Below are 16,564 nucleotides of genomic sequence, written 5' to 3'. Positions count from 1 at the left end.
AACAAAAATCGTTTTATGTTATCTTCTTCTAGTTTAGTTTTTACCATTCTAATCTTTGTTTATCTTTTAATAGAACAGCTTTTAGTTTATTGTAGGATAACTGTTGAGGAGACGTTTTATCATTGATAGCAAGAACAGCTGCTGTTGCAGCTGATTGACCCAAAATCATAAAAACAGGCTCCATCCTGATTGAACCATAAGCAATATGACTACTTGATAAACAAACAGGCACTAATAGGTTGTTGCATTCTTGTTCTTTTGGTAAGATAGCACCATAAGCAATAGAGTAAGGCTTGTCGGGATGCACGCCTATATCACCTTCGTTTTGAACAAAGCCATCTTTTGTTACATAGCGTTGGGCATTATGAGCATCCAAAGCATAGGAACCCATTCCGATTGGCTTAGGCACTTGGGTTTTTCCTAAGGCATCTGCTTCTTTCATCACAAATTCGCCAATCATCCTTCTTGCCTCACGTATATAGAGCTGATGAGGCCAATTGCCATTATCTTTAAATTCATCCTTGGGTAAACCCCATTCTTGCATGCTATTCCGTACATCAATAGGGACACTTTCATCATTTTGCAAAAAATACATTAAGCCTTTTTGGTATAATTCATGTTCCTTAATTATTTGTTTGCGTCGCTCGTAAGTTGCTTCTGGATAATCATAATTTTTGCCGATGTAATCAGTACTAAAAGGTCCATGATTATTAGTATCCGTTTTGCGATTGGGAATCAGGTCAAATTTATCAAAGGTTTCACGCCAACCTGTAGCAAATACTCTTGCCAATAATTCATATCGTGCTGGGTTGTACCCCTCTGGTTTTGCAAAAGGTATTCTATTGGCTGGATTACTGCTCAAACACATCCTGAAACAATAAGCCTGAATCTTATTGTCACCAGAACCATATTCTGCTATTGGTTCAGAAGAAATTTCTGATAAAAGCCCACTATTTGGGTCATTTGCGATTTTATAGGGACTAATCTTTGTTTTAAAATGATGACCGTGCTGAAAAACCTCTGGTTGAACGCCATTCCATTTTTCACCGTAAACACTGTTGGCTTCGCGACCAATATGATACTTTACTCCTGCCAATGCCATCAGGTCGCCTTCATAAGTAGCATCAATAAACATTTTTGCCTGATAAACCTTTCCGCTTAGGGTTCGAAAAGATCGAATACCTCCAGATGTCTTTACTATACTTGTTGGTGAACGATTTAACCATTCATTCCGATAAACAACCAATTTGTTTTCTTTTACTAAATCTTCAAATATTTTCTCGGCTGCATGTGGCTCAAATATCCACATGGTTCGGTTAGCACCATCAATGGCGGGTGTTCCTTGCCCCTTATTGCCATATTCTTCTTTCTTTTGCCATTTCCAAGCACTATTATCCTGATAATGTTGATATAATCGTTGGTAAAATTCACGTGCTAAACCAGCTATTACTTCTTTGTTGCCTGTGTCGGTAAATCCTAAACCTCCAGACGACAAACCTCCTAAATGTATATCAGGCGACACAACGATAACCGATTTACCCATTTTCTTTACCTGTACCGCAGCAATTATGGCAGCAGAAGTGCCTCCATAAATAATTACATCGGCTTGTCTGATGCTGGGAGCTCCAGCAATAAGCGTCTTCGGAATAGACATGAGAAGAACCAATGATACAACAAAAAATATGTTTTTTTTCATAGCTTGAATCTGCTTAACATTTATTTTAATAATGTTGGTTTAGAGTAAATAAAGAAGATATGCTTTATTAAAAAGACTAAAAGATGGCAATGTATATTGAAGTTTGTATAAGTACATTCTTCAATAAAAGCCTTATAATAAAAACACACTATCTCTGAAATATTCAAAAATAGCGTATTATATTATATGGAATAATTACGATTAATGAAATCTTCTGTTTCAAGTTAGCTTGAAATAGCAGAAGAACTATCTGCTCTTGGGGTTGTTCCTTCTTGAAAACTTGATTTAATTATACTTTTATTTCCAAGCCCTTATTGTATTCCGTAGCCCAAAGTTTATTCACATCTTTATCGTTTAGAATATGGACTAGGCAACCTTCAACTACTTGCTTATTCTTTAATAAATTGTGACCATTCAGCAGCAAACAAGGAGAGCAGATAATACCGTTGGAGATTAAAGCCTCTAATAAAAGAGCAATGCAAAAAAAATTTATATTTTTGAAAAACGAGCTATAGGATTCCGTCTTTCTTTGGAAAATTTTGCTACATACCCACCACCCATAGAGGGATATGCAATCTATGCTATTTCGACGATTAGAATTGATTAAAATTAAAAAAGCAGTAAACTATATCCGTTTACTGCTTTAAAAACTAACTGTTATTTTTCGTAATTATTATTTGAATAGAAGGTTTTTTACATTTAATGCTTTACTATTGCCCGTTGGGAATTTCACAAACACATCGTGTTGTCCTGAAACCCCTTTTATTTTCTGGCTAATATATTTAAAGCTGTTGACACCCGTTGGAGAAAAAGGGATAGTCGCTATCAATTTTCCCGTTTTTAAATCATCCAACCAAATCTCTATTTTACCCGTCACACTTGCTGAAATCTGTACTTGTACTTCCTTGCTTTTTTTATCTCCTAATTCTACGCCAGATAGCATAAACCATCCCCCCAAGTTTGAATTATTCGTAACGACATCTTCTGTACCAACCTTTACTTTTTCAACGCCATAGTAATTACTATAACCCACCGCAGGAAGTTCAGTAAAACCATCTTTACACACAAAGAAATCAAAGTCAGCAGGTTTTTTTTCTGTAAATAACCCTACGCTCGTACCTACCCATGAATTATAATTTGGTTGGGTTTTATCAAGATTTCTCAAATTGATACTCTCACCTACCTGTTTCCAATCTTTGCCATCTCCACTACAATATCCCGTCAGATTGTGTAGATTTCGTACAACTTTAAGCCATACGATATTACCAAAGGTGTTTGGAATAGACTGTGTTTTCTTTTCAAAACTAAAAATGATTTTTTTACCATTTTCGAAACCACTATACAAACGCACTGTCACTTTTTGATTACCACTACTCAGATAAAGTCCTGCTTTGGTTAGAGAATCAGTCGCATTAAAATCTACTTTTGTAACGGCTGAATAATAGTGGTCTGTTTCCTTTTGAACAATACTAGTTCTGCTACTATCTGAAACAAGGCGTAACCAACCTTTTCTACTAGTAAGTGAATATTTATCTGCATATTTCTTGCTCAAAAAGTGCCAATCTAACGCAAGGGTTTCTTTCTCAAAATAATCAGTCGCAACACTTCGCCAATTGATTTCACCTTTGGGAAGATTAGGACTTTCGATAGGTAATGTAGTAGGAGCCATTCCCCAAGGGCGGTCTCCTTCCCAAATCACAGGGAAAAGCGATGTTTGACGACCCGTACCTGACCAATCATCACCATCATACTTTTCATAACTTTGTCCAATTGTCCACCAGCTTCCATCGGCCAATTGAATAGGTGCTGAAATATGGTTAGGACGACGGAACCCTACTTTTGGGTCGGTAATAGGTTTAAAAAACTCTCCTAATCGTTCCCATTTGGTTGAGTCACCTGTCAAAGCCGTACCCCTCATTACATATTGCCCTCCTGATACATCCCCTGCAGGGAAGTAATAATAATAGCCATTACGCTTACACATAACAGGACCTTCTGCCCAACTATATTGTAGTTTTGCATTTACCCAGTCCATATCAATCACTGATGATGTCAGTTGACCATCTTTGCCTAATTCTTGCAAACGATTGGTTTTTTGTCCGTTCTTGATAACCATGTAAGGTTTGCCATCATCATCTACAAAAATGGCATTGTCATATCCTAATGGTCCTGTTTTCGGATTTGACTTTACCTGTACTGGCGTAGACCAAGGTCCTGCCGGAGAATCTGCCTTGCTAAACCATTGTCCATTAGAAGAGAAATATATCCAATATGAGCCATAAAAATACGTAATAGCACCCTGCCAAATTCCTGCAGACGGATTATCTGAGACAAAGCTACCTATCGTTGGTGGTACTACACGGCTAATAACTTTCCAATGCACCATATCTTTTGAATGATAAATTGGTAAGTAAGGAGTAAAATGGAAACTTGAGCCACAATGATAAAAATCATCCCCTACTTTTAGCATCGTTGGGTCTGGATGGTCGCCAGGTAAAACAGGATTTACGTATGTTTTTACTTCGTTGAAAAAATCTTGTGCAATTACAGATACTGAGCTAGTAAAGCATAATAAGCCTATTAATAAGATGTACTGATTTATTTTATATTTCATACAAAGTTTTCTTTAGTGAATAATCAAGAGGATATTAATTAAAATTGATTCAAAAAGCTATTTAATCGTCAATGTACCTTTATCAGGAAGGTAGCCAATGGTAGGGTCAACTCTGAACCAATCAATACCTATATACCCTCCCAGTAATTGAGTAGCATGGTTATTTATTTCCCGTCAATAACGTAAGGTTGAACCTCATTTTTAAAGTATTTCCTAAATGTGTAAACCTTTTGTTATCAGTACTATATCCAAAATTAGCTAATCCTGTTCCAAAATCTGGCTGGGTCATTAGGTAAATGGCAGATATTTTTAATTGAATAGAATCAATCGTTATTCCATTGTTAACCATCATTAATAGGTATCACCAACACGTATAATGTCAATATCTGGGAAGTATGATGCAATTAGGGGATTGGTATAGGTGTCATCACCATTATCCCCTTGCATTTTTTTGCAAAACTTCCACTTGCTAATACTATACAGAATATAGCTAACAAATAGATTTTATATTTTTCATCTTCTCATTTAGGATAACACTTGCCAACCTTATCGGTTTACCTATTTTACTTACCCTTTGTACTGATCACTGAGTAAAAAGCAGGCTTAGGTTGATAGTTACGGTCAAACAATAATGGATAGTTTGTTCTACCACGTACAGGCCATCCATTCAGCCAACTTTGTCCATCATGTACTCCCCAAAAAGTTACTCTCGAAATCTTGTCTTTATGCTTCAAAAACAGGTTAAAAAGAGCTTCGTAATCCATCGCTAATTGAGTTTGAAGGCTGTCGGGCAATCCATTGGCATAAGGATTCAATGATGGAGAATTTTGCATGCGTTGGTTCACGTCAGCTCCTTGAAAATCACGTTTTAATACCTCAATGTCCAGTTCTGTAAAAGCTACTTTGATGCCCAATGCAGCATATTGCACAATACTTTCTTCAATCTGTTTCAGCGGGATTTTGCCCAAATGCCAATGCCCTTGTATCCCTACACCATCAATTTTTACACCTGCCGCTTGAATTTTTTTAATCAACGCAATACATCCTGCTCTTTTAGCAGGTTGTTCGTTATTATAATCGTTGTAGTAAAGTTCTGACTTTGGTGAGGCAAGCTGTGCTAGTCTAAAAGCTTCAGTAACAAAGTTTTCGCCCAATTTATTCAAAAAAATAGACCTGCGCATTGTTCCATCTTCGTTGAGTGCTTCATTGACAACATCCCATGTTTTTACTTTTCCATCATATCTTTTGGCAACTGTTGTAATATGATTTTCAAAGAAAGTTTTCACAGAATCAGCATCTTTTATCTGGCGAACAAAATTTGGCAGTTGACTATGCCAAATTAACGCATGTGCATTCACTTCAAGATTCAAGTTTTTGCAGTAGGTTATTAACTTATCGGCAGGTTCAAAGTTGTATACATCCCATTTTGGATGAATAATCTGAGCCTTCATAATATTTTCAGGTGTAGCCGTATTAAACTGTTGAGCAATTAAACTTGTCGCCTGAGGGTCTTTATCGTCTATTTGATAAATACTTAAGGCTGTGCCAATCACAAAATCTTTTTTAAATACCTTTTTCAATGAAGGGATTTCTTTCACAGATTTCGTATGCTTTATCGGAGGTTTTGCCGATACCTCTACCATGCCACATAGTAAAAGTGCTAATAATGTTTTTTTATTTATCATTGGATAATTTTAGTTTTTTATATTTTATTGAACTATCTAGTAATCAAACAAATAATACATATTTTGCTATTTATAAGCAGTAATCGTTTGTATAGTTCCATCTGGATTATAATGCAATTCTGTCACTTTTACATTTCGTAAATGCGTTTTTCCAGAAAGCTGAATATCATGATAAAACAAGTACCATTTTCCTTTGACCTCAACAATTGAGTGGTGGCTTGTCCAACCGTCAACAGGATTTAATATTATACCTTTGTAAGTAAAAGGGCCATAAGGAGTATCGCCAACGGCATAACAAAGGTTATGGGTATCCCCTGTTGAATACGAGAAGTAATATTTGCCTTTATATTTGTGCATCCATGAAGCTTCAAAGAAGCGTTTGTCATTATTATCTTCTAAGAACAATTTGCCATTCTCATCCAAAATTTTGATTTCTTTTACTTCACCGTCAAATTGTTTCATATCTGCGGTTAGCTTTGCTATTCTTGGCAAACGAGCCACTTCGCCTTTCTTTGGATTATCTGTTACTCCTAAGTACGTATTTTTGTCATAACGCTGTAGTTGACCACCCCAAATACCCCCAAAATACATATAAAAACTACCGTCATTATCTTTAAAAACGCAAGGATCTATGCTGTAACTACCTTTGATGGGTTCTTTTTCTGCCTTAAATGGGCCTACCGGACTTTTACTAGTTGCTACGCCCATTCGGAATATATCTTTTTTATCTTTCACGGGAAAATACAAATAATACGTACCGTTTTTGAAGGCTGCATCAGGTGCCCAAAGCTGACGACCCGCCCAAGGAATATCTTTAATAGACAATCCCACACCATTATCTGTCACTTTCCCTCCAATTTTATCCATCGATAAAATGTGAAAGTCTTTCATATCAAAATGCCCTCCTTCATCGTCTTGAGCAACGCCAGATTCAATGTCATGTGAAGGATAAACATAGATTTTTCCATTGAAAACATGCGCAGAAGGGTCTGCCGTATAGATTTCCTTTATTAATGGCTGTGAAATCGGTTGTTTTTTTGATTCTTGTGCTACTACTGATAATGTGATCATTGTCATTGAAACAATCATCAAAAAAATAGACTTGTTTTTCATTGCTTAAAATTAGTTTTGGTCATTTCTGCGACCTACTTGTTTAATATTTACTACAAAAATTGATTATCATCATAAACAAATACATCCCGCTATATGAAGATTAATAGTTTTGCATGATGCCTAAATCATAGGGAATTATTCCATAGTCAGCATAATTGCCATTTACTACGCCCTGAAATATTACTTGACAATGATTTATATCTTCTATTTCACACATTTCATCTATCCCCGAACGCAAAATTTCTCCATGCGATACTTGGTCTGTCCAATGCTCATTCGTTTCAATTAAATTAGCGTAATCAGCCCACTTTTCATTAAGTTTTGTCCAAGTGCCATCAAGACTTGATGCTTGCCATATTTCAAAGTAGCGTCTTATATCTTCTACCATCATATAGTATTTGCCATCCGCTTTATTTTTATATACATGGGGTGCTTCAAAAGTATCTGTAGCAACTACCACTGGCTCAGACCATTTATAGGGAAAATCAGCAACAAGCGTACTCCGTTTTTTAATCGTAAAAGAGCCATCCTGAGCTGAATAAAAACAATGTATTTTTGTGCCATCTGAGATACACCAAAAATCAATTCCATCGGTAAAACCCATGGCTTTACCCGCTGACCATCCTTGAGGACTATTGATATCTGCATTGGTTGAAAAAGTTGCTCCTAAACCGCTTTGGTAGATTAAATACCAAGTTTTTTTTGATTTAAGTTGAAAAACCTGTGGCGCACAAAAATATGACCCTCCATTTAATGAAGCCATATAATTTCTATCGGCTTTTTTCAAGTCTGTTAGCTCTTTACCAGCAATATAACCCATGCGCCATTTAGTAGCGTCTCTTCCAGTATAGAACACATGCCATTTTCCATCAACATTCACAATGGTTGGATCTTTTACCGAAACGTCGTCAAAAGTTCCAGCAATTCCTTCTAAGAAAATCCTATCTCCAGTTCTCCAAATAGGATTTGATTTCATCGTATAAGGAGGGCTTATTATCGTAGGCGTTACTTCTGTTTTTTTGCAACATATAAGTGCCGAAAAAACGAATAACCATCGAACTATTTTGAGACTGCATTTATTCACTACGCTTATCATTTAAGATTGATTATATTATTATTTTGGATATTTAAGTTGATAACCGAAGTCAATAGATTGTCTCCAAATTTCAGACATCGCAAAGTAAAATAATAAGTGAAAAAACATGTAGCACAAATTAATATATCTGTATTCCAAATGTTCAAAGGAAAATATAAAACGATAAATTCAATTCATTTTAATATAAAAATGAGTTTTTAAAAACGATAAGTGATGAATTAATCACAAGTAAGCGATAAAGTAATGAACTTTATCGCTTGAGTAACTGCAAGAATTATTTAATTATTTAGTAAGGCTCTTTAACTACTAAAATGCTTATTTTTGAGACTGAATATTGTGTGTTAGTGATAATATTTTTCTACTATAAATTGTCTCCCTATCAAACTATTTTTAGCTCATATCATTTGAAAATTTCCAATAATATGGGCTAAAAATAACGAGACTTTACTATCAGTTTTTTTATATATTTTCCAAAGATTAAAAAGATAACGTTACGAACCATTATCAATATACGTTACATATCTTATTTAATGGTCTGGGTATAATTTTACATATTAAATATCGTTATGCTAATTATTTATCACCACTGTCGTAATACTACTTGGTGCCACGTTTAGTTCCACAATACTGCTTGTAACAGTCAAATTTTGCTTAGTTAAATTTTCTTTTTCAGTAGTAGTATAAGCAATAGCAGTAGTAGCAGCTAGTCCATTTAGCTGAACATTTTTAACAGAATTACTTTCTGGGTTTAGTATTACCACAACCGTCTGCGTCCCTTTCTTATAAGCTGTTATTTTTAAATAAGTATTCGTGCTGAAATCTGTACCTATGCGAACAAATCCTGGGCGGACAAATTTTGAATAATGCGAGAAACCATATCCACGTTTAAGCACTTCTCCATTGATAGTACCCTCTTCCCCATCGCCAATAAATGAATAGTAGCGTTGCAAATACCACCAAATGTAGGCATTCCAATTATTAGTCATTGCATCATGGACGGAAACAAGCATTTTTATACTTTCAGCCCATTTGGCAGTTTCTGAATAAGTATTCCATTTAGCAGCCCCAGTATTTCCAGTATCCAGATTCAATAAAAATTCAGTCATCCAGATTTCTTTTTTCTTTTGCTCTGCCAAAGGGAACTTCGCTAAACCACCACCATAAATATGACCCGCCACGATGTCAAATTTTTGAGAAGCCTCTTCATTCGATAGCAAGGCATTAGTCATGTTCTGGTTAAAATTCAAAGATTCTGGCGCAGCAAGTTTTGCTCCAATAATTTCGCCCGGAGCCTTCAAGAAATTAATCATGTCGTCGGCAGTCCAATCACAAGATTCATAAGAAGCTTTCCAATCAGGCTCATTTTGAATAGAAACCACATCTACGGGTGCGCCGTTTTGAGTCATAAAAACGATAAATTCATTGATATAATCTTTAAATGCTTTGTAGTTTTCAGGCAATAAATGGCCCCCTATATCGCTTTTATTACTCTTGAGTGCTGCAGGAGGCGACCAAGGACAAGCCAATACTTTTGCTCCATATTTTTTTGCCTCTTTTACAGCTTCTACAATAATAGGCCATTCATTTTTATTAGAAGACAATCTTACCCTGAAAATGCTAAGCCCCAATTGGTTTTCATCTACCCCAAATGCTTTTGTTGCTTCCGTAGGTTTCAACGATTGTGTCCCCCACATTCTGTTTGCTGCACCAAACCCTGTGATTGTCTGATAGGTTGTCTGGGGGTTTATATTAATATTAAAAGATGTGGGCTTAACCACAACAGGATTAGTATCAACTGCTTTTTCACAAGCTGAACAGATAACTATTAACGTGAAGAAATAGAAAAAAGATTTGAACAAATTTTGCATAGTTATGGTAGGTTTTGTTTTATAAATGACAATAAAGGCTCTCACCAAGCCATCTGAAACGGCTCGATAATTCTTAAACTCCTAAGAAAAATATAACCACTATTCATAAAAAATGGTGGTTATGTTTGTGGGATATTATTTAGTAAGTCGTTCGTATTTCAACAGTTTACTTGCCCAAGGAATGAAAAACTGAAAGTTAGGGGCATCCGTATGACCGCCATTGTGTTGTCTCCAAGCTAATTCGCCGTCGAGTAAGCCAGAAAGTACGGGAGGCATATTTTCAGTATTGTAATCATTACTTACCCCTAAATCCTTTGCACCCAACAGTTTAAATACTGTTCCTGCCGCTATGGTAGCTTTATAACTCCCAACTTGGTCAAGCCATTTAGCATCTCCCTTTTCTGGTATGCCATAACTCACAAAAGTAGGGCGTGGTGCACAAAGTGCCAGAAGTTCGTGTGAGTCTACGGGAATATCACAGCCTGTTTTACTCCCAAAAGAAGATTCAGCCGTAGCATACTTGAGGTAATTGCCAGCTAACCAATGATATCCTCCTGAACTAGCCAAACTTTCTACTGCTTCACCAAAAACTCGTCTTTGTAGGGTAGTTCCACCCTTTCCCGATGAGCCAATTAATCCTAAGGCAAAACGTTGGTCAAAAGCCATTGCCACTAGCGCCGCTTTTCCATACCTAGAAACGCCTTCGATTCCTACTTGCTTGGCATTGACCAAAGGTTCTGTCTCGAGGTAGTCTAGTGCTTTGGATGCACCCCAACCCCACGCTCTTAAAGCGCCCCAATCGTCTGGCTTTCTTGGTTGTCCTTTATTTACTAAACCAATAATTCCGCGCGTTAGTCCTGCACCATTATCAGCCTGTATACTACCTGTTTCTAGCGTACAATATCCCCAACCAGCCGCTAACAATTGCTCGGTAGGTGGAGAATCACCCGTGACTGGCGGTGCAAAAAAGCTAGGTGCGGGTAGTCTGGTGATAGGCGAATAAGCAGGGTACTTATCAAAAATCTGCTTTAAATCTGGATTAGCCTTTATCATCATTTCCTTAAAAGCCAGATTTATTTTCTCCATATCGCTTGGGATTGGCTGAGCTGGTGCTGGTAAAGTAGGGAAACCAAACATGATAAGTACTGGCACTGGACCTTTTACATTAGTCGGTAATACTACTACCATATTGATATTTACATCAATCAAAGGATAGTCAGTATTATCTACATGACCAATCAGGTGTTTAGCCACTACGGGAACACGCCCTACAAATTCGTTATCGGTAACTTTTACTGTCCAAGTTACTTTAGGTATATTCTTAGGGATTCGCCCATACATTGCTTTTTCAAAGTCCTCAGTGATTTCTGGGCGACGTTGATTCCACCACGCTGTAGGAGTAGTTATTTTTTTGCCATTTTTGGCAGTAAGAATATCTGGTAACAAAGGGCAAGGATTGGCCAATTGTTCATCATAGTTGGCATGATTAGGGTCGGCTTCATTAGCACTGGGTCCTGGTCTTAGTTTTTTAATACCCAATTGCTGCATCATATTGGCTTGGTCTTGCTGTGCAGTAAATATAGTAAGGGGCGGGTATTTGTTACTATCAATGACAGTCTGTTGCGATAAGCCTAAATAGCTTAGGCTCATAGCTCCAATAAATATTAAGTATATTTTCATAGTATAGGAATTTTTAAACGCAATGATTATTTATCGGTTCTAAATGGTGATGCAGGAAGCCCCTCTTTATTATATAAATTAGGATTCACAGGATTATCAGCCCATGCATATCGTACATATAATGGCTTTGTTACTTCATCACTCCATACTATTACTTTATCTCCTTCAATTGTTGTTTTTGCCCAAACGAATTTTTTATCTTCTCCCGCAATAGCAAAATCTCCCAGTTGTTCGCCATCATTGGTTGTTAAGCCTGTTCCTACATTCGTAAAGCTGATAACAATTTTATTTCCGTCTATTACAGAAGACTCAAACAAAGGTCCAGAGCTAACCAAGTTTTCGTGATAAGCTAATTTCATGGCTGTGAGCGATAATCGTTCACCGACATCTTTTTTATTATCTGGATGAATATCGTTCCATTCACCAAGGTCAATAGCAACGGTCATCGCTGTATTAGGAACTGATAATGCTTTTAGCTGAGACTCCCTTAACAAAGCCCAACTACTTTCTGTAGGCAGATAGCTATATTCCATGAAATTAGGTAGTTGCACATACAAAAATGGTAGCGAATCTTGCATCCATTTAGTACGCCAATCGTGAATTAAGGCAGGCAATAATTTTTCATAGGCTTGTGGCTGCCCCGCATTGCTTTCTCCTTGATACCAACAAAATCCTTTAATCGCATAATTGATCGTTGGCGCGACCATGGCATTAAACAAAGCTGTTGGTTGATTTTGAGCATTGATTCCACCGCCCCAATTACCCCCAGTAATGGGTTTATAGACTAACCCCACCTTATATTGCCAGCTACCTTTAAGGTCAACAGTATCTGACCCTGAAAAAATACAATATGGCTTATCAGGCACAAATCCGCCTTTGCCTGTCGTATTTGTTACACGGACTACAAAAAGATTTTTGCCTGATTTTAATACATCTTTACCGACTTTATACCTACGTTGTGGATATAGATAGGAAGTACTACCTATCCTCTTACCATTAATATACAGTTCGTCGGCATCTACTATTCTGCCTAAAAATACTTGTGCCTGCTTGCCTGTCATAGTAGCAGGAATATTTATTTCTCTTCTATACCACACTACGCCATTAAGGTCTTTTAATCCTTGGTCTTCCCAATATCCGGGAATATTGATATTCCGCCAATGCTTAGGCATATAAGCAGGCTCATACCATTTTGAGGCCCCCGATAAACCTTCGTCTACTACTTGTACCGGTTTATTAGTACTAGTAGGAGGTTTTCGATTCAAACTATTAACATAGGAAGTATCCTTATTTTTCTCAATAATCCCCTTGATTGCCCCAAAATCTTTGAAGCCTTCTTCACTCATCCATGCCTCTATAGGTGTACCGCCTACACTGGCATTGATGATACCCACTGGCACTTTATATTTTTCATGTAGTTTCTTAGCAAAAAAATAGGCTACCGCGGAAAAAGGTCTTACATCTTCACCAACCGCCGCTTTCCACTGACCATCGGGAAGGTCATTTTGAGCACCTTGAAGATTAGTGAGAGTAGGTATCCAAAACTGTCTGATTTGTGGATAGTTAGCTTCAGCAATTTCTTTTGCATAGGTTACATCATGGATATTCAACTGATGAACCATATTACTTTGTCCGCTACAAAACCACACATCTCCAATAAGAATATCTTGTATGTTGATTTGTGTCTGTCCTACAATATCCATCGTAAATGGCCCACCAGCCTCCATAGCAGGTAAAACAATTTGCCAATTTCCCTTAGTATCAGTCGTAGTTTTATATTGTTTATTTTTAAACTTCACGGTGATTTTCTCGTTAGGAGATGCCCATCCCCATATTTTCAGGTTGGTATTTCGTTGAAGAATCATTCCGTTGCTAATTAATTTCGGCAATCGGAGTTGTGCCTGAGTAGCTAAGCTTATCACAGCCATTAAACAAAAGAGCATTGTTTTTTTCATAATAAAATCTTGATGCTAGTATCTAGTACAAAAGGGTCTCAATCTTTTATATCCGATAATCTGTAGGTTATTTTTTAGTGTTATTATTTAATGTTTCTTCGGGGCCAAGGTAACTTTGTGCTATACCTCCAAAATCAGCTACTAACTTTTGTAATACCACCCCTGGCGTTACTAACCAAAATTTCAAAGTATGCTTTCCTGCATTAGCGATATTATGCTTAGTGGTTTTAATAATAATATTTTCTGATACCCATTTATTCCATACGCCCTTATCACTTGTTTTATCTTCTTTGTTTAAACTAATGATTTGAGGAGCCTCGTCATCTACAGAAATTGCGTATTGCAAACCATTCTCTTCTCCATTAAAATTTAGACTAGGTGAAAAATAGGCATTTATCGCAAAGTCTCCCTTGCTATAAGTATAGATTTCGTATTCCAAATGAGGGGCATTGCCTTCTGGCTTTTGCTCCTTCCCAACCACTGGGAAAGCAGTAATAGCCGACCCCGTTCTGCCGTGGTCAGGAAGCACCGTCCATTTTATGCCATTTGTATTGATTGCTTTTGAATAATGATTTGCATCAATCGATACACCTTTTTGTTCGTCTTGGTAAAAAATATTTCCTTTCAGTCCGATAGGAATCTGGGCTTTTTTCACTGTTTTAACCCCCAAGTCCTTTTGTTCTGCCACTGAATCTGCTAATACATACTTAACTGTTGGTATTTTCTGTTTTACTGGTTGTTGCCAGTAAGTGTATCCAATGTGAGTCTGGCTCATCATATGGTTCCATTTGCCGTTATTCAATTGGTGGTATGCCAGCGTAATTAATGAATCATTCGCATACAGTTGTTTTACTTTATCGGCATAAGTATTCGCTACGTTCCATTTATTATTAGCTGCTCTTTTGTTCAATGCCACATGATAATACATTTCATTGAGATTGGCACAGGCTTTTATAGGATGCAATACTAGTTGAAAATAAGCATCATGGTATTCAGAAGGCAATTGTTTATTGATGTCTTCCGCTTTTTTTAGCAAATCATTATATTCAGTTACCACCTTTTTCCACTCATTATTATTAAGACTATACGTATCAGCGTCAAGTAATTCTGGTTTTCTTCTGCCATTATACTTGGCATATTGATTCATTAAATAGGCAATTTCTTGCGCTTGTTTTTTTCCAAATTGCGCCTCAGCCCATGTTTCACTATACTTTTGTAAGTCGTTCGCCTTCATCTTTTCGGGATTCCAAGCATATGCTAAAAAGAACGAAATCGGAAATTCCATTGGTTTGATATCCCCTACATTTACAATCCATATATCCTTTACCTGATGTTCCCAAGCTAAGTGCATCTGTTCCCAAATACGTGGAAGCGGGTTAGTATTCAACCATTTATAATTTCGAGGCCCACCTACGTAATCAAAATGATAATAGATGCCATAGCCTCCTTTTCTAGCTTTATCTTCTAATTTTGGTAGTCTACGTATATTCCCCCAATTGTCATCACAAAGTAAAAGAGTCACGTCATCTGGGACACTCATACCTTTTTCATAATACTCTTGAACTTCTTTGTATAATGCCCACAGTTGTGGCGTTTCACTAGCGGGCTTGCCAGTTTCTTCGCTAATGATATTCCTTTGGTCTTTTACTATTCGTTCCAGCAAGGCTGTAGCAGTTTCACGAGACATAGGCTCATCGCCATCACCTCTCATACCAATACTTACTATTTTCTCATTATATGCCCTTTTTATCCCTTCTCGCCAAAACTGCTGTAGCTTATCTTTGTTGGTTTCATAGTTCCAAGCACCCTTTCCAACTCTTCGCCATTCATCATGCGCACGCATCAACGGTTCGTGGTGTGAAGTACCTATGACTATTCCATACTGATCAGCTATTTTTATATTCAGCGAATCATCAGCATAAAAAGCATTGCCCCACATCGCTGGCCATAGATAGTTTGCTTTTGAACGAAGTAACAATTCAAATACTTTTTCATAAAATGTATGATTAAAGCCTCCAAACTTTTCTTTAGTCCAGCCAGATAAAGCAGGAGCTTCGTCATTAATAAAAATCCCTCTATATTTTACCTTTGGAGCATCAACAATCCTGATACTTTGTTTAAGATAAACATCCTTTTGTTTTTTGACAGGCACATCTGCCCACCAATACCAAGGTGAAACACCTATTTGTTTAGATAGTTCGAATACACCATAAGCTGCTCCACGACGGTCGTTGCCTGCAATAACAAGAACATTAGATACACCTGATTTTTGATTATTGACCGACTGTATCAGCGACGCTTCCCATTGGTTTTTAATTGCATTAACATCTATTTTCTTCTGTAAAATCAGTTCATTAATAAATGATGATTGCTGTATCGTACCGATTACAATGACATTTTTCGGCATTTTATCAACCGTATTAATAATAGGTATTTTTTTGCCTATTACTAATGCTATGTCTTGTTGCAAAAGTTCTGCTGATTTTTTTACAAGCGCAACTTCAGCATTATCAACATAGATGGCTGCTGTAGAGAGAGCAAAAGAAGATTTATCAACAGTAATACTTTGAGATAGCCCTGATATGGAAACAAGGAAAAATAAGGCAATGAATAGTTTTATTTTCATTTATCTTTTTGAAATAATTAAATAGAGATTAATAGTTATATGTTCAGATAATTATGGCACTTTCATGATTACTTGTGCAAGAGAATACCCTATCGGACGAGGTGTCTCACTGCTTACAATTAACTTATCAGAAAATTGCTTATCGAAGGCTGTATAAAATATAAGCCCACAGGGTGATTAAACGGTGTGGTTGCTTTTGACTGATAAGCAAAGAAATACGATACGGATATG

The 16,564-nt window shown here is 36.9% G+C and carries 10 protein-coding genes; all 10 read right to left on the bottom strand.

Annotated elements, in window-relative coordinates; genetic code table 11:
• Positions 1-40 precede the first annotated feature (40 nt).
• On the bottom strand, positions 41-1,654 hold the full coding sequence (locus J2Y60_RS11195) for an FAD-dependent oxidoreductase (protein WP_309918063.1): 1,614 nt from the start codon (positions 1,652-1,654) through the stop codon (positions 41-43).
• 715 nt (positions 1,655-2,369) lie between these two features.
• Positions 2,370-4,310, bottom strand: coding sequence for a family 43 glycosylhydrolase (locus J2Y60_RS11190; RefSeq protein WP_309917772.1), 1,941 nt, complete (start codon positions 4,308-4,310; stop codon positions 2,370-2,372).
• Between the two features lie 160 nt (positions 4,311-4,470).
• Entirely contained in the window at positions 4,471-4,662 is a 192-nt protein-coding gene (locus tag J2Y60_RS11185) for a hypothetical protein (protein WP_309917774.1), read from the bottom strand.
• 211 nt (positions 4,663-4,873) lie between these two features.
• A complete protein-coding gene (locus tag J2Y60_RS11180) occupies positions 4,874-5,953 on the bottom strand; it encodes an endo-1,4-beta-xylanase (RefSeq protein WP_409014224.1) in 1,080 nt (359 codons plus the stop codon).
• 108 nt (positions 5,954-6,061) lie between these two features.
• Positions 6,062-7,072 (bottom strand): glycoside hydrolase family 43 protein, encoded by a 1,011-nt coding sequence (locus J2Y60_RS11175; RefSeq protein WP_309959099.1) that lies wholly within the window; start codon positions 7,070-7,072, stop codon positions 6,062-6,064.
• Positions 7,073-7,208: 136 nt separating this feature from the next.
• The gene (locus tag J2Y60_RS11170; RefSeq protein ID WP_309917780.1) at positions 7,209-8,084 is read right to left on the bottom strand and encodes a non-reducing end alpha-L-arabinofuranosidase family hydrolase; all 876 of its coding nucleotides are present in this window, start codon (positions 8,082-8,084) and stop codon (positions 7,209-7,211) included.
• A gap of 689 nt (positions 8,085-8,773) precedes the next feature.
• Positions 8,774-10,072, bottom strand: a complete 1,299-nt coding sequence (locus J2Y60_RS11165; RefSeq protein ID WP_309917783.1) for a hypothetical protein — start codon at positions 10,070-10,072, stop codon at positions 8,774-8,776.
• 135 nt (positions 10,073-10,207) lie between these two features.
• A complete protein-coding gene (locus tag J2Y60_RS11160) occupies positions 10,208-11,752 on the bottom strand; it encodes an acetylxylan esterase (RefSeq protein ID WP_309917786.1) in 1,545 nt (514 codons plus the stop codon).
• A 26-nt stretch (positions 11,753-11,778) separates the two neighbouring features.
• Positions 11,779-13,707 (bottom strand): sialate O-acetylesterase, encoded by a 1,929-nt coding sequence (locus J2Y60_RS11155; protein ID WP_309917789.1) that lies wholly within the window; start codon positions 13,705-13,707, stop codon positions 11,779-11,781.
• Between the two features lie 67 nt (positions 13,708-13,774).
• Positions 13,775-16,333: a glycosyl hydrolase 115 family protein gene (locus J2Y60_RS11150; RefSeq protein ID WP_309917792.1), complete on the bottom strand. Its 2,559-nt coding sequence runs from the start codon at positions 16,331-16,333 to the stop codon at positions 13,775-13,777.
• Positions 16,334-16,564: the final 231 nt, after the last annotated feature.

Source organism: Arcicella sp. BE140, from assembly GCF_031456255.1.
Classification (GTDB): Bacteria; Bacteroidota; Bacteroidia; order Cytophagales; family Spirosomataceae; genus Arcicella; species Arcicella aquatica.
This window is presented reverse-complemented; position numbering and strand designations above follow the sequence as displayed.